Origin of the sequence: Flammeovirga agarivorans (assembly GCF_012641475.1) — a bacterium.
GTDB classification, from domain to species: Bacteria; Bacteroidota; Bacteroidia; order Cytophagales; family Flammeovirgaceae; genus Flammeovirga; species Flammeovirga agarivorans.
In genome coordinates this window covers 1112998-1130639 of sequence record NZ_JABAIL010000001.1, presented here as the reverse complement: position 1 = coordinate 1130639, position 17642 = coordinate 1112998, and the positions used below count along the sequence as shown (strand labels likewise).

Annotated in this window: 10 protein-coding genes; 7 read left to right on the top strand and 3 right to left on the bottom strand. The window is 34.3% G+C overall.

Annotation, left to right across the window (positions count from 1 at the left end):
* Positions 1-63: 63 nt before the first annotated feature.
* On the bottom strand, positions 64-609 hold the full coding sequence (locus HGP29_RS04605; RefSeq protein ID WP_168881171.1) for a DUF4625 domain-containing protein: 546 nt from the start codon (positions 607-609) through the stop codon (positions 64-66).
* 307 nt (positions 610-916) lie between these two features.
* Here HGP29_RS04605 and HGP29_RS04600 point away from each other — a divergent pair, with 307 nt between their 5' ends.
* From HGP29_RS04600 to HGP29_RS04590, 3 genes are all read left to right on the top strand, one after another.
* Positions 917-3070, top strand: coding sequence for an FUSC family membrane protein (locus tag HGP29_RS04600; protein ID WP_168881170.1), 2154 nt, complete (start codon positions 917-919; stop codon positions 3068-3070).
* A gap of 194 nt (positions 3071-3264) precedes the next feature.
* Complete coding sequence (locus HGP29_RS04595) at positions 3265-6894, top strand: SpoIIE family protein phosphatase (protein ID WP_168881169.1); 3630 nt, start codon at positions 3265-3267, stop codon at positions 6892-6894.
* Positions 6895-6981: 87 nt separating this feature from the next.
* Positions 6982-8805, top strand: coding sequence for an ABC transporter ATP-binding protein (locus HGP29_RS04590; RefSeq protein WP_168881168.1), 1824 nt, complete (start codon positions 6982-6984; stop codon positions 8803-8805).
* 43 nt (positions 8806-8848) lie between these two features.
* On the opposite strand, the gene HGP29_RS04585 is transcribed toward HGP29_RS04590, so the two are convergent.
* Entirely contained in the window at positions 8849-10339 is a 1491-nt protein-coding gene (locus HGP29_RS04585) for a hypothetical protein (protein ID WP_168881167.1), read from the bottom strand.
* A 390-nt stretch (positions 10340-10729) separates the two neighbouring features.
* Between HGP29_RS04585 and HGP29_RS04580 the strand changes: the two genes are divergently transcribed.
* Positions 10730-10960, top strand: coding sequence for a hypothetical protein (locus tag HGP29_RS04580; protein ID WP_168881166.1), 231 nt, complete (start codon positions 10730-10732; stop codon positions 10958-10960).
* A 69-nt stretch (positions 10961-11029) separates the two neighbouring features.
* On the opposite strand, the gene HGP29_RS04575 is transcribed toward HGP29_RS04580, so the two are convergent.
* Entirely contained in the window at positions 11030-12208 is a 1179-nt protein-coding gene (locus HGP29_RS04575; protein ID WP_168881165.1) for a J domain-containing protein, read from the bottom strand.
* Positions 12209-12421: 213 nt separating this feature from the next.
* Here HGP29_RS04575 and HGP29_RS04570 point away from each other — a divergent pair, with 213 nt between their 5' ends.
* The 3 genes from HGP29_RS04570 (at position 12422) to HGP29_RS04560 (ending at position 17528) form a co-directional block, all read left to right on the top strand.
* Positions 12422-14146, top strand: coding sequence for a phospho-sugar mutase (locus tag HGP29_RS04570; protein ID WP_168881164.1), 1725 nt, complete (start codon positions 12422-12424; stop codon positions 14144-14146).
* A gap of 213 nt (positions 14147-14359) precedes the next feature.
* A complete protein-coding gene (locus tag HGP29_RS04565) occupies positions 14360-14713 on the top strand; it encodes a hypothetical protein (protein ID WP_168881163.1) in 354 nt (117 codons plus the stop codon).
* 274 nt (positions 14714-14987) lie between these two features.
* Positions 14988-17528: a family 20 glycosylhydrolase gene (locus HGP29_RS04560; RefSeq protein WP_168881162.1), complete on the top strand. Its 2541-nt coding sequence runs from the start codon at positions 14988-14990 to the stop codon at positions 17526-17528.
* Positions 17529-17642: the final 114 nt, after the last annotated feature.

Sequence of the window (17642 nt, the reverse complement as noted above, 5' to 3'; positions counted from 1 at the left end):
AAAGCCTTTCCACATCTAAACTGCAGAAAGGCTTTTCTATATCTTTTAAATCACTAGTAAATTTTAGTGATCATGATCTTCGTGGTGTACTTCTACCGTAAGTGCTTGAGTAGTTTGTTGACCTTCTAAATCAACTAAATACATTACAAAGTGGTAGTCTCCTGCTTTTGTTTCAACACCATCTACCTCTTCAGGAACATCGATGTGTGCATCAAATGGCCAAGAATCAGGATTAACAGATGATAAGATGATATCGTTTGGTCCAGCATCTTCTTCAGTTTTACCAAACCAGTAAGTGATTTTTTGGCTCCACTCACCGTCATCAGTACTTTTTACTCTATCGTGGTCATGACCTTCACCCCAGTGAATGTCAATTTGTACATAACTTAGTTTATTACCAGATAATTTTGCAGTCACAGCTAACTCCTCACCTGGAGCTACTACAGTTTCACCTTCATCCTCGCTAGATGCTCTTTCATGTGAATGTTCCTCTGCATGCTCAATTGTGTAATCTTCAATTGTCGGTAAAGGGTTTGACTCGTTGTCATCATTGTTACATGATGCAAATGCTAGGATAGATAAGATTGCTAATAAATTAACGAATTTCATTGTTTGTAAATTTGATGTTCTTGCAATATGGTCGCAATTACGATCAATTATTTTGCTTTTGCAACTTTATCGCAAAAATATTCATTGATTGATTTTAAGGATCTATAACTATAAAATACTGTAAGCTAAATGATTAAGATTCACTATATTAAATAGCTGTAAAATTCATCAAGATTATTAACAATTTTTCATTTTAGTAAATCTTAAAGGCAGAATACTTTTGTACTTTTGTTCTGCTTTATCAATTCCATATATGAACCATATTAGTACTTACTTACGCAGCATAAATTTTTCTAATGGACTAAGAATGACTTGGAGTATCGTTCTCCCACTTGTCATTGGTCTACTATTTCAAAGAATTGGTACAGGAACCATTGTTGCTATTGGTGCTTTATGTGTTGGTTTATCTGATTCACCCGGTACATGGTCTGAGAAAGCAAAAGGACTTATTGGAGGATCCTTCCTCAATACTATTGCCGCTATCGGAATGGCAATATGCATACAATGGCCAATCATCGCGGCATTATACCTAACAATCATTTCTTTTGCCTCTGCAATTATTAGCATTTTTGGTAACCGAGCGACAATGATTGGTAATAGTGTACTTATTGCCATAAGTTTAGGTGTTGGTTTTGGAGAGCCAATAAGTGACCTTCCTTCGCTAGCTCTTTATCTTTTAGCAGGAGGATTATGGTATAGTTTAAATTCATTGGTACTTTGGCAAATCCGCCCCTATGCAAGCATCGAAAAACTATTAGGAGAATGTTATGTATTGATGTCTCAGTACTTCAAAATAAAAGCCTCTCTGTTTAATGGTGATATTTCTAATGATGCACAGAACAAGTTGTTTCAATTGCAAACTCAAATTGACCATAAACAAGAAGAAGTAAGAACGTTGTTACTCACACAACGATCAGCTTTACAGGGGGCCACTCCATTAGGACGATCTTTAATACTACTATTAAGAGCCTCCACAGATATTTTTGAAAAGGCATCTGCTACACATTATTCTTATCAAGAACTTTCCAAACAATTTAAGGATACTCCCCTACTTCCAAAGATGTCTTCTATTTTTAATGATATGGGAAATAATTTGGCATACCTCGGGAAGCATATCACCAAACGTAAGCCTACTGGGGAAATACCTAGACATTTAGATGATTTTAAAGAAGTACAGGATATTTTTGAATCACTTAGAGATGATCAAGACAGAGTAATACCTATTGATGTCTTCGCTGAGGTCAAAAATATTATTCGGAATTTCAACAGAATTGATCGCACAATTAGTGAAACAGCCACTTATACAGACCTTAAAAACGACAACAATAAGGGTTTTGCAAATGGTTTAATATTACCCAATTTTATTACTTCTACAGATCAAGGTACTTTAAAAGACCATTTGACGATTAATTCTAGTCACTTTAGACATGCAATTCGTATTTCTATTGCCATGCTCCTTGGGTATGTTGTTGCCAACTTTTTAGACCTAGACAGAGGTTACTGGGTATGGCTTTCTATATCTGTAATTTTAAAGCCTTCGTTTGCCATCACAAAGCAGCGTATGCTACAACGAATTATAGGAACAACGTTTGGAATCATCATTTCTGCCATCCTTTTAAAAGCATTTAATGCTTCGCATATATATATTATTTTCTTATTGATTTTTGGTGTGGGTACATTTTCAACCCTAAGCAAAGACTATAGATTAGGGATGATGTTACTGACTCCTTTTATCCTATTAATGATCTCACTTTCTGTTCCATTTACAGAAAAAATTGCACTTTACAGGGTTATAGATACCGCATTAGGTGGAATAATTGCGTTTCTGACTAGTATTTTCATTTATCCAGAATTTGAAATCAAGAAGATAAATAACAAAATTATTGAAGCCACTCGTTCTGCTTGTTCCTATTTTTCAGAGGTCGCAACAGTCTATACTGGGTACTCAGAATTAGATGAACACAACTACAAATTAGCTAGAAAGAAAGCACAACTTGCCAATGCTAATCTTGCCGTCAGCTTCCAGATTATGCTGAATGATCCAAAGAACAACCAAGTTCCTAGTAGTAGTTTATATGAATTTATTGCAGCAAGTAGAATGCTATTTGCTCACACTGCCACCCTTGCCTCTAATGCTGAACGACTTTCAAAAAAACACCCAATACCTGATTTACAGAACTTTATAATAGACATACAACAACAACTAAATAGTATTATCGAAGGAATAGAGCAGCAGAAGCCTATCGAAATCATACCCAATTTATCAGATCACTTAACAATGTTGATAGAAGAAACTGAGCAAATCAAAAAAGAAAGAGAAGAAGAATTGAGTAATAATATCAAGGAATCTCACCTCATTAAAATCTTGTCAGATTATGTCTTGATTACTAATCAGTTTATGAGAATTTCGAAAAATGTGAAGTTTATGGGTAATTATGCAAATGAGCTAATTTTGGGCTAAAAATCTAATTATTTGGAAAGATTACTACAATAACCCTTATATTTCTTACATTATTGAACTATTTCAATATCATATATTTTTACTTATATGTAAATTGTTTATAATTGTAGATGGTAAGCTAAACAATTTTTAAATTTTTAGTGCTACGTCCGTTAACTCATATTTCAATTATAGCTTGCTACCAAAACTATTTAATGTTCTTACAAAAACTAATATATACTACCCTGCTGTTACTCTTTACTTTTGTTGTGATTGCTCAAGAAAATAAAAACTTTGAAAGGTTAGCAAAAAAGGCCTACGAAGAGCATCATTATTCAGAAGCATTAAGTTACATGGAACCATTAGTAAAAATGGATCCAACCAACGAGTCTTATATTTACAGCTTGGCGGTTTGTTATATCAAAACAAATCAGTCTGGAAAAGGTGTGGACTTACTAAAAAGTATTAAGAAATCTGCGTCCGCTCAAACCTCAGATTATTATTATTATTTAGCTGAAGGGTATTTGTATCTCACAAAATTAACCTTAGCAGAAGATGCCCTTTATCAAGCGTCTTTATATCCTAATGGAATTGAGGACATCAATTACCTAAAGAATCGAATTAAACATGCTAAGAAGATTTTAAAAAGTGGTACCAATGTTATTGTAAGACATTTGGGAGGTATTGTAAACACTCCTGCCAATGAACATAGCATAACACTAACTAAAGATCATCAATCGTTTTTATTTACTCGCGTAGCTGAACTACCTGATAAGAAAACAGATGTTGATTATTTGGAGAAGATCTACAAAGCCTATATGGACGAGAATGATGATTGGGCGACACCTATTAGCGTTCAAGAGTTATCTTCTGATGGACATGATGCTACTGTACAATTGTACGATGAAGATACCAAGGCGATATTATACCGTGATGGGAATTTATATACCAGAACATTAAGCAATGGTGAGTGGGGACCTGAAATACCACTTAAAGGAGTAAATACGGTTGCTCAAGAAACCCATGCATACATCAGTAAAGATCATCAAACTTTGATATATGCATCTAGAGGTCATGGACATCATGAAGACTTAGATCTTTACCAAACTACATGGAACCCGAAAAAGAAACAATGGAAAGAACCAATACCATTAAAGGAACTCAACACTCCATACGATGAGGATTCTCCATTCCTAAGTGATGACGGAGAATTATTCTTTTCATCTCAAGGGCACAATTCAATGGGTGGTTATGACATTTTCAGATCTGTTTATGATTCTATCAAAAGAGAATGGACCACTCCACAAAATTTAGGGCATCCCATTAATTCTACTTCTGACGATATATATTTCAGTATGTATGGAAAATTGGGTTACTTTTCTTCCGCAAGAACCAATAGTATTGGTCAATTAGATATATACCAAGTATTTTTCTTTAATAAAGTAAGAATCAATGGCCTTGTTTTACAAAATGATGGCACCCCTTTTATTAACGCTAATGTTAGGCTACAATCAGAGTCCAACATTTATGAAACCATTACCGACGAAAAAGGAAAATATTCATTATTAGCAGATCTTGACAATAACTTCATTATTACCGTAGAGAAGAATTCTAATATTTTTCATGAAGGTACCTATGCGATTAAAATAGGTGTACGAAATAATAAAAATGAGGAGAACCATTTCTACGTTCTAAAAGAAAAAGATATTGAAGATGGTATTGTAGATGCACAGGCTCCAACAACAATTTCCGTTACTGTTCATAACAGTTTTGACTTCAACCCTCAGTTAGGTTTAAAACAAGGCGTAGATATGACAGTCAACAAACCCATTAACGAAAATAAGATTATCGGAAATGTGACAAGAAACGGTTTCCCAGTTGAAGGTGTAAATGTGACAGTCAATAATAAAACTTATATCTCTGATAAAAATGGTAAGTTTTCTTATAACATTAAACGCGAACTAGGTATTTTCAAATACCCTAGACATGTTTCTATTGCCAAAGAAGACATGGAGTTAGAGTCTTGGTACTTAGAAGACGGTATTCTTCATATCACTATTAGAGAAAAGCTTCAGGATGTTTTGGAAGGGATTGTTTACAACGAAGACGGACAACCAATTCCCAACAAGTCAATCCATATTTTAGTACACAACAAACTATTTAGTACCAATACAAAGTCTGATGGTTCATTCACTATCACTTTTCCAATTGGAGTTCGATTGAAAAGAAACTTTGAAGTGACTGTACCTGGTAGAACTTTAAAAAGTTTTGCTCAAGAAAGAAGAGAGCTTTCTCAATACATTGAAATGAAAGTTTCTAACCAACAGACTATTTCCAATGTTGGCTTTAGAGTACAAGATCAAAACGGCAACCTTATTCCCAATGCTTTAATTTTAGTTGATGGTAAATTCACTTCTACAAATGATAGAGGTTACACTTCTATGAAGGTGGGAATGACATTCAATGAATTTGAAGCTTCAAAAAGTCTTGTCCTTATTCATTCCTATGAAGTATTAAGAAGAAGCTTTGATCCTCTACAGAGGACGCTTACCATGACGGTTAAAGTGGAAGAGGAACCAGAAGAAAATATTGAAGTTTCCGCAGCCGCTGATCCTAGTAGCATTAAATCTATCGAACAAAGAAGAGAAGAGTTGTCGATCAGAAATGACTTCTTGAGTGTTTACGAAAAAACAGAAAACAAAGAACTAATTGCTCAATATGAAATTGATTCTCTAAGATCAGAATTAACTCGTTTGGAAGACAAATTAACACAAGTAAAGGATTCTGTGTTCACTGCTCAGGATAGTTCAATGCTATCCATGATCAATGTGTTAAGAAATAAATTAGAGCAGAAAGAACAACGGATGTCTCAGTTCAAAGAGAATAATCAGTTGGCTCATGAAAAATATCAAAAAGAAGCATTGATGTATGGAGTATCGATCTTCGGTTTGTTCTTATTGATTGTGGGGTTAATGATGATTATTCGAAGAACTTACTTACAAAAACAAAAAGTAGAATTGGTTAAAGAAGAGCTGGATAATGCCATGACTCAAGTGAATGATCAGAATGTGAAAATCACTAATAGTTTAAGAGCCGCTCAGACAATTCAATATGCCATTCTTCCGCCAATGGATTTATTAGAGAGTAAATTCAAAAAATTCTTCACCTTATACAGGCCAAAAGATATTGTTAGTGGAGACTTTTATTGGTTCGGCGAAGTGAAAGATATACATCAAGAAACACATCAATTTTTTGCTTGCGTAGACTGTACAGGACATGGTGTACCAGGAGCATTAATGTCAATGATAGGTAAAACGATTCTTCAAGAAGTTCTCGACAAACGTCTATCACAAGACCCTGCCATTATTTTAGAGATGTTGAATCAAAGAATTATTGCCTACTTACGCCAACAAGAAAACTCTATTAATGACGGGATGGATATCGCCTTATGTAAATTATATACCAATAAAGAGGGTAATCCTGAAATTTTATTTGCAGGTGCGAAAAGTGACATCTATATCATCAGAAGAAAATATGGAGTTCTAGAAAGACATAGAGGTAGTAAAAAATCCATTGGAGGTAAACAAAGAGTCGGCCGAGAATTTGAATGCAACAAAATTGTTTTAGAAGAAGGAGACGCCATGTTAATGCTTACTGATGGTATCCTAGATCAGAACAACGAGAAAAACGATAAGTTTGGTCGTCGCTATTTCGAGAAGTTTGTCCGTCAACATATTGACCAACCTATTGAAGACTTGGGCGATTTAATTGAAGCTGCATTAGATGTCCATCAAAAAACTATCCCCCAAAGGGATGATATTACAGTAATTGGCATAGAGTTTTAGGGTTATAAAAGAGAATAAAATCAAAAAGTGGGCATTGTATTTATTTTTATTTATAACTTTATCGCCAATAGATTTTTTAATTAAAGCATGAGCGAAAACAACTCTGATATACTACTTGAGGTAAAAAACCTATCCATATCCTTTAATCATGAGGAAAGAGGCTCCGCACCAGCTGTAAAAGACATTAGTTTTGTATTGCGAAAAGGAGAAACGTTAGGTATTGTAGGTGAATCAGGTTCCGGTAAATCCGTAACTGCGATGTCTATGCTTCAGTTATTAGGTAAAAACAGTAAGATTGATAAAGGTGAAATTATTTTTCACTCTCCTAACTATGGGAGTATTAATCTACTGGAAATAACTAAAAAGAATATTAGAGACATTAGAGGACATGAAATTGGAATGATTTTTCAAGACCCAATGAGTTCTCTTAACCCCGCTTTAACATGTGGTTATCAATTAGTTGAAACTTTACTAATCCATGAAAATGTGAATAGAAAAGAAGCTAAAAAAATCGCATTAGAAACGTTCGCTACATGTCAATTAAAAAATCCTGATAAAGTTTTCCATTCCTATCCTCACCAATTATCAGGAGGACAGAAACAGAGGGTATTAATTGCTATTGCTCTTGCTTGTAACCCAAGCCTTCTGATTGCAGATGAACCTACAACTGCACTTGATGTCACCTCTCAAAAAGGAATATTAGATCTCTTTGAGAAATTTAAAGAGACTCGTAATACATCTACTATTTTCATTTCACATGACCTTTCTATCGTCGCTCAAATGGCTGATCGTATTGTTGTTATGCGAAAAGGAAAAGTAGTAGAACATGGTACAGTACTAGAAGTTTTTACTAATCCTCAACATTCTTATACAAAAGGTTTACTAGCTTGTAGACCAAGGATGGATATTGAGTTAAAAAGACTTCCAACTTTAAACGATTTCTTAGAAGACAAGCATAACCGCAGTCATTCTAAAGCTCGATTCTTATCTGTAGGACAAGCATTAATGATGAATGCCCAAGATGAGAAAGTAGTTGTGGATAGACAGAAATCCATTATGGATAAGACTCCAATCTTAAAAGTAAAAAACCTAACAACAGAGTTTGTTACTCAAAGAAATGCTTGGGGTAAAGTCACTAAAACTTACACTGCTGTAGATGATGTGTCTTTTGTTGTTCACGAGGGAGAAACTTTAGGTTTAGTAGGCCCTTCTGGTTGTGGAAAAACAACACTTGGAAGGAGTATCCTTCAATTGATCTCTCCCACTTCTGGAGAAGTGATTTTTGAAGGAAGAAACTTATTGGATATCTCGAAAAAAGAGCTAAACAACTTAAGAAGCGATATTCAGATTATTTTTCAGAATCCTTATACTTCTCTAAATCCAAGGCTTACCATCGGGCAAGCTCTGATGGAACCAATGAAGGTACATAATATCTATTCTGATGATACAACTAGAAAGAAAGAAGCTATTCGATTACTAGAAACTGTTGGTCTTTCTGCGAGTTATATGAATAGATACCCTCATGAATTCTCTGGTGGGCAAAGACAACGTATTTGTATCGCAAGAGCCTTAGCAACAAATCCAAAATTCATAATCTGTGATGAATCTGTTTCTGCTTTGGATGTTTCTGTACAAGCCATTGTACTCAATTTATTACAAGATCTAAAAGAGAAGTTTAATCTTACCTATATATTTATCTCCCACGACTTGGCTGTAGTGAAATTTATCGCAGACCGAATTATCGTTATGGAAAAAGGAGAAATTAAAGAATGGGGATTATCTTCTGATATTTATAAAGATCCTCAAGCTGATATTACTAGGAAGCTGATAAAAGCTATTCCTGAAGCTGATTTCAGTAAGATCAAACAGAACATGTTGAAACGAAAAATGAGGTATCAAAAAAATCCCTAGCCATTAAATGACTAGGGATTTTTTTTAGACATATACTTTATTTCTAGAACTTGTTATCCACTAAAGAGATAAAACTAACAACAGCTTCAGAAGTAAAGTCCCACTCGTATTTAACTGCATAGTCAGATTTTATCAAACTAATCGCGGATGTATAATCTTCACAAGCATCTAATCTTTCAACTGCCAAGTTCATAACATCTGGGTTTCCACCAAATAATTCTTTTTGGAATAAGAACTTTTGGTTGATATTAATGGAGTCCTTGATATTATTTTCAGATGCAGCTGCATCCCCTTGAAGCTTCTGTAATAAGTTCTGAGGCTCTTCATCTGCAACATGTGCTTCTAATATTTTTGAAGTAACATCTTCTTGCACTACTTCAGGTTCAGAAACAACTGCTGTCACTTCTTCTCTAACTTCTGTTTCTGGAGTTTCATCAACTACAGGTGCAGGCTCTTCTACTTTTTCTTCAATCTCAGGTTCTGAGTCAAAACTAATTTCTTCTATACCGCCGATAAAATCATCAAGATTATCCTCTTTCACTTCATCTTCAGAGAAGCTTTCTAAAGAACCTGCAATTAAGTCATCCATCGATTCAGATTCTGGCTCTGATTCAACCACCGCTTCCTCTTCCGTCACCACTTCAGATTCAAACGTAGGCTCTTCAAAAGTTGGTGTTTCGAAAGTCACCTCATTTGTATCTACCTCTGTTTTGTTTTCAAGAGTTTCCTCCTGAACAGGAGACTCCTCCTCTACTTCTTCTTTCTCTTCAATAGTTTCGTTAATGGTGTCATCAATATTCACCACAGTTGTAGAGAAAGTTTCTATATCCACTTTAGGAGTCTCTTCAATCTCAGATTTAGTTTCTGCGATTAAATCCTCAGAAGGAGCTTCATCTAAGTATGAAGGGTGTAACTCAAACAGACCTACAGGAACAATTTCATTAAATGATGCCACAATTTCTTTAGGGCTATCTTGTAGTTCTGGATGTTTACGAATAATATTATTAGCAATATTAATTGCTTCAGTTCTTTTGATATTGATCCCTGCCTCTTCTTCTATTGCATCTTGTACTTCCTTTGTAAGTTTTGGATGAATCTTGATATACCCAAACATCGGAATCAAGTAATTTTTCAAAGGAATTTTCATCCCTTGAACACCAAAAAACTCTTCAAAAAATATATCAGGAGAGAAAGTAAGAATTAAAACATCTCTAACTGCTTTCTGAAGTAATGGAAGAAAATGAATTTTTGAGATATGAATGTTCTTTGACAGTGCATTCATTAAATGTGATAACGATGAACGAACTGCCTCGGAAGAATAATCAAAATAAGGACTTTGAATTCTGATCGCTTCTTTTTGCCAGTTTTCAAATATTCTCTTTAAAACAAACAGATTTACACTTTCAATCTCTGTAAGCTTTGTGATTTGAATTCCAGTTATATAATCATTTTCAGAAAAGAAATCGTCGCATATAGCATCAGCAACTTTTTCAGAGTATATTTCTATTGCAGCTAGATTTGGCTTTTTGTTCATGTCAAAACTTTTGTCAAAGGATCTCTACATTATCTTAAAGATAGTGTCAAATATATTTGAAACACAGAATTTAGATCATATTTATCAGAAATCTAAATTTCTACCTTTCAACATCTTCAATAAATCATATAAATTTAAGCAAATAACGTGCATTTATCTTTTTTCAGTTAAAAATTTCATGCATCAGAATAAAGAATTAGTGAATATCAGACTGTGAAATTTCATGCTATTCACAACATTTTTTTATTTAACAAAGTACTTTGACTATTAAATAAGCTATCTCAATTAAAGAGTATGATTTTTATCGGGTTAAACCTTGTGATTCTACTTTGAATACTTAATTTTGCCTTTGACTATGCGCATTAAGTCAAACAAACACTATCAAGTTTTATGAAAAAGTTTTTTATTTATAGTAGCGTTCTTGCTCTTTTAGCGACTTTAACTTCGTGTTTCGGTCAGCATAACCATGCTCCTAACCCAGGCGTTAACTTAAACAGTAAGCGTATCTATGGACCGAGCAGAAGTGCAGAGCCTGTTCAGCTAGAAAATGAATATCCTAAGCCGGATTCTGAATTACTAATGAGAATTGAGGACATCCGCACCAAGTTATTCCCTAACTAGAAATAAGGAATACATAAGTGAGTAAAACTCATGATAAACCTTTGTATGTTTCAACATGCAAAGGTTTTTTTATTTCATACAAATTTCGTCCTTTCGGATACTGGAAGCCATATGCCCTAAATTGGAAGCATCTTCAAATGCACTACATGCTTCTCCATTTCTACCCAAGGCCAACAAGCTTTCCCCCAACATATAGTAGGCCCTATAATCCTCAGGTCTCAGTCTACTTGCCCACCTACAATCTCTTACTACCTCTTCATGTCTACCTAATGTTCTTAATAGTCTTGCTCTTAAGATATATATACTAAAGTGATCTTCAGGAACATCTTTCGCTTCCAAAACAACAGCATAAGCTCCTCCGTAAGTATCCTTGTAATAATCATTTGTCAATAAAGCCGCACCAGATAATACATTAATGGCATTTTCTGGTTCATTTAAACCTGTGGAATACACTTCTGCCAAACCCATATGTGCCTTAAAATCAAACTTATTTTTCTCTATTAACTTATTAAACGTATAAATAGATTTTTCGTATTTCTGAGTATTAAATTGAGAGACCGCTAAACGCCAATAAAGTTCTTGAGGCATCCCTTTCCCTATTTCCTTTTCTACTTCTTCCAATAGTCGAATGACTTGATAGTATTCTTTGTTTTGAAAAAAGTAGAGTGATGCATCATCAACCTCTTGCATTAAACTATCGTAAAGGATATCTCCCCTATCAGATAAGATTTGTAATGTATTTTCAATGTTTCTAGCAGCGATCAATGCTTTACCATACTGCCCTTTTTCAGTATAGTTTAATACTGTAGAAATTGCTTTTTGTTCACTTTCTAATTGTTCTTGAATGTTTTTATGTTTTATATACTGATTGGCGAATATTGATGACAATACAATCACAAAAAAGACGGCAGCTCCAACTGAAGCCCATTTTAAAATCTCTTTATCCTCTTCTTTTTGCTGTTGTACAGTACTTATAATTGGCTCAGTATCTTCCTCTTCAAATTCTTCTTCTGTTGAACTTGTTTGTATTTCTTGCTGATATTTCAACCAATTATCATATAATTCTCTTTGATAGTCATTCATCAAATTTTCATAGGCATTTACAACCAATTTGAAAACTTCCGAGGCTTTATCATTTTCTTGGTTTTTATCTGGATGATACTTTTTAGCCATCCGTTTATAAGCAGCTTTAATTTCTTTTTTGGTAGCGTTTTCAGGTATTTCTAATATGTCATAATAAGATATCATAGATAGCTTTTGTGATGAATAATGCAACCGATTGATTCGGGTGGTATACTTCTATTATATACAATTCATCCAATTATTAAATGTTTTTTATTTTAATAAAGAAAAAATAAGACCGTTTTAATAAAAATTGATTTATATCAGCGTTATCTACTCAATTTTATACGTTAATTTGCAGACGATTAATTGACAACAAATACTATTTAAAACAGCAAAATGGATCAAGTAATTAACCAAAAAGTTTCTGAGTGGCTGGAAGGCTCATATGACGAGGAAACAAAAGCAGAAATTAAGAGATTACAGGCTGAAGACCCACAAGAACTAAACGAAAGTTTTTACAAATCACTTGAATTCGGTACTGGTGGTTTAAGAGGCATCATGGGTGTTGGTACTAACCGTATGAACAAATACACAGTTGGTATGGCAACTCAAGGTCTTGCAAACTATGTAAAGTCCCAAGTGAACGAATCTCCAAAAGCCGCTATTGCCTACGATTGTAGAAATAACAGTTCGTTTTTCGCAGAAGTAGCAGCAAACGTACTAGCAGCAAATGGATTCACAGTTTATTTATTTGACGAATTAAGAGCTACACCTGAATTATCCTTCGCAATCAGAGAATTAGGTTGCCACACTGGTATTGTACTAACTGCTTCACATAACCCGAAAGAATATAATGGCTTTAAAGCTTATTGGGCTGATGGTGGTCAGGTAGTTCCTCCACACGATGGAAATATCGTTGCTGAGGTACGTAAGATCGCTAGCGTTGATGATGTTAAATGGGAAGGTGGAGAAGGTAAGGTTGTAAAAATCAACGCAGAAGTTGATGAACCTTACTTAAAAATGCTTGAAGGTTTAGCTGTTTCACCAGAAGCAATTAAAGCTCAAAAAGATCTTAAAATCGTTTTCACTTCTATCCACGGTACAGGTATCACAATGGTTCCTAGAATCTTAGAGAGATTAGGATTTGAAAATGTACATATTATTGAGGAGCAAGCAGTAGTAGATGGTAACTTCCCTACTGTTGTTTATCCAAACCCTGAAGAATCTGAAGCATTGAGCATGGCTTTAGCAAAAGCTAAAGAAATTGATGCTGATATTCTTTTAGGTACTGACCCTGATGCTGACCGTGTAGGTATTGCTATCAAAAACCATAAAGGTGAGTGGACATTACTAAATGGTAACCAAACAGCTGCGTTATTATTTAACTATGTTATCTCTGCTCGTAAGAAAGCAGGTAAAGCACAGCCAAATGATTTCGTTTGTAAAACAATTGTAACTACAGATCTTATCGATCGTTTTGCAAAAGCAAACGGAATGCCTTGCTACAATGTATTGACTGGATTCAAATACATCGCAGAAGTAATCAAGGAGAAAGAAGGTAAAGAAAACTTTATCGTAGGTGGTGAAGAGTCTTACGGATACCTAATTGGTGATTCTGTTAGAGACAAAGATGCCATCGCTGCTTCTTCAATGATTTGTGAGATGGCTGCTTACTACAAAAATGAAGGTAAGTCTATGTTTGATCAACTTATCGACATCTATGTAGAGCATGGGTACTTCAAAGAGAAATTAATCTCAATCACTAAGAAAGGTATGTCCGGTGCGGAAGAGATCGCTCAAATGATGAAAGATCTTAGAGCTAACCCTCCTGCAACAATTAACGGATCTACAGTTCTTGAGATGAGAGATTACCAATCTTCTGAAACTACAGACCTTACGTCAGGTGAGAAGTCAGTTATCAACCTTCCGAAATCGAATGTATTACAGTTTATCTTAGAGGACGGAACCAAGATTTCTGCTAGACCTTCTGGTACAGAACCTAAAATCAAGTTCTACTTTAGTGTAAACACTTCTATTGCATCAGCGGATGAGTTTGATTCTGCAGATGCTGCCTTAGAAGAAAAAGTAGCGAAGATTATTGAAGACATGAAACTGAACTAATTAATAGTTTAGCATCAATAAATGAAGCCCTTCCAGATTGGAAGGGCTTTTTTTGTTAAAATTAATCTTTAACAATGTGTCTTTTTAAAATTGCTTTATAAAAGGCCAAAATATATTAATTCATTGTCGATCCTTCCAACCTAATTGTTGTGACTCCGTTTTAAATAATAACAATACAATAACGTGATGTAATAACTAACAAAAGCTTATACAATGAATAACTTTATATTTCGAGAGCTACAGTATATCACACTTACTATAATGTTCTTGCTCATAGGTTTGATACCTTTTGAAAAAGGCTATTTCTCCACCGAAAAACCAAAAAATGTAACCAATGCAAAATTTTCTACAAATGAAGAATTGATTAATGATGAAGAAATAATACAACAATATAGCTTTATGCGGCATTCAGGTTTGATAGATCTACATGATGATTTACAGGATAATCATTCCGTAAAGAACTCAACCTTTTACGCCATTTTCACCCTGTTATTTATATTTATCATCTTCCCAGTAAGGTATACTATATATTTGTTAAACTACCTTTTAGATGATAAACCTCAATAAAACGCATTCCATAAACCTTTAATTTTGGTACATGAATTAAATTTTACTGAGAAAACTAAGACCATCTTAATAAACTAAAACGGGTTGAACTTTTCAAAACCAATAGACCTTTTAAGTATATAGTGCATTTTCGACACTAAACAGAATATTGATGTCGTTTAGCCGGAAAAATATGTCTCTCAGCTAAAAGTTTTCATTATACACTTATCAAAAAGTAGATTGCATGTATATCGATATAATTAAACTCGACTAAGATTCGATCTACATATATATTATGAACAAATTATTTACATATCTACCTCTACTTCTTATTGGACTTGCATCTTGCATGGGTTCAAAAGACAGTACCAAAAAGGACATTGCCATTCACTGGCAACAAAAAGCTAACGAAGCAAATGAGCAACATGAGTCTTTGGCAACATTGACAATCAAAAACATAGGGGGGATAGACCTTAACAAAAAAGGCTGGGCACTTTATTTCAATAACAAGCCATGTACGCAAGTTAACATCAATGCCATTGGCGACGAGGTAATCATTAAAAGAATTAACGGTGATTTCTTTGAGATCACACCTTCAGATAAATTCCAAGGCCTTACTAAAGGAGATAGCCTTGTATTAGATCTATATACCAATAGTCCAGTAATCAAATACTCAGACCAAGCGAATGGTTTCTACTTTATTTTTGATAAAGAAGGAAAAAAAGAATTTTATGAGCCATCTGTTTCTTACGGTCTAATGACTCCAGAAATGGCAAAAATGTCTGATGATGATACTTACGAAATTGAAAATGAATTCATCAGATATGATAAAAACAAACAATTAACTAAGGTTGCTCTAAATACAAAAAGTAAAATCATCCCTACTCCATTAAAAGTTAGTGATGGGAAAGGCAAAGTAGATTTAGCACAATTCACTGAAATTGTTGCTGATGCATCTACACAAAAGCAAGCTCAATTATTAAAAGCATACTATAAAGAAGCTTTCAACAAAGATTTAAAAGTTGTTGAAAAAGCAACTGGTACAGCTACTTCAATAGTTCTTAGTAATAAAAAAGCAAGCTTCTCTAACAGTGATGAAGCATATACTTTAAATATTTCTAAGAATGGTGTTCAAATTCTTGGCTCTTCAAAAGGTATTGTTTACGGTATCCAATCGTTAAGAGCACTTTTCCCTGTAAAAGGTGAATCATCAATCGTTACTGAGACTAGAATTCAAGATGCTCCACGTTTTGGGTATAGAGGTTTCATGATTGATGTTGCAAGAAATTTCCAAACAAAAGAAACTATCCTTCATTTATTGGATATAATGGGATTCTATAAGATGAATACATTACACTTCCATATCACAGACGATGAAGGTTGGAGAATTGAATTAGAGAGATTTCCTGAGTTAATAGAGATTGGATCATCAAGAAAGCATCCAGACTCACCATATGCTACTATTCCATCTTATGGATCTGGTCCAAAAGGAACAGAAGGTGTTTCAAACGGTTATTATACAACTCAAGATTATATCGAAATACTTCAATACGCTCAGGCTAGAAATATTGAAGTTATTCCTGAAGTAGATATGCCTGGTCATGCTAGAATTGCTATCAACGCAATGGCTTACAGAGCTGAAAAACTTAAGAAAGAAGGCAAATCAAATGCTGAGGCTAATGAATTCTTATTGAATGATCCTAATGACAAATCAGAATATTCTTCAGTTCAAGGATTTGATGATAACACTATTTGTCCTTGTCAGGAATCTTCTTACAACTTTATGGATGCTTTAGTACTAGAGTTCCAAAAGTTATATAAAAAGGCTGGTGTTCCTTTACAAACTATTCACTTTGGTGGTGATGAAGTAGCGCATGGTGTTTGGGAAAAATCACCACTTTGTGCTGAATTTATGAAAGAAAACAAGCTAAAAGATATTGAGGCTCTAAAAGGATATTATGCTGTTAGAGTAGCCAACTTAGCGAAGAAGAATAATGTAAAACTTCAACTTTGGGATGATATTCTTCACCATGCTGAAGGGATGTCTCCAAACAACTTAACACTTAATGCTTGGGACAACTCTTGGGGAACAGGAACGGAAGATTTCGGTTACAAAAGAGCCAATGAAGGTTACGATGTGATTCTAACATCAGTATCAAGTTTATACTTAGACATGGCATACACTAAGGAAGTGGACGAGCCAGGGTTCTACTGGGGTGATTATAACGATACAAGAAATGTCTTCAATTATTTGCCTACTCACTTCTTCTCAATTGATCATAAATTAAGAACAGGTGGAAAAGTAACTGTTGAAGAATTAAAAGATAAAGAGAAGCTTACAAAGAAAGGGCTTTCACATATAAAAGGTATTCAAGGTGCAATGTGGTCTGAAACACTAAAATCTAGCGATAGATTAGAATACATGATCTATCCTAAACTAATTGCATTGGCACATAGAGCTTGGGTTCCTTCAGTTGTAAAAGGAAATGAAACTGGAAAAGTAATTGAGAAAAACCTAGATGCAAAGTGGAATGTTTTCGCCAATACTATTGGTCAACGAGACATGAATAGATTAGCATCTTGGGGCAGAAATTATAGAATTCCTCCTGTAGGGCTTCAAGTAAACAAGGGCGAAGTGGAAGCTAATATTGCTTACCCTGGATTAACCATTCGCTATGCTTCTTCTGAAGAATCTTTAGATGAGAATTCACCAGAATATACACATGCAGTCAAGTTAGACAAACCTATGCAGTTCGCAGCTTTCGATAAATATGGTAATAAGAGTAGAGTGATTACAGTTTCACCTACTACTATTCTTCCGAAAAAAACACTATAATTAAACTAGACTAACTAGCTTTCAACAAACGATTATATTAGGCCGTCCGAAAAAGACGGCCTTTTATATTTTCAATTTGGTAAGATTCATTAATAAGACTTTGTAATCTGTTAT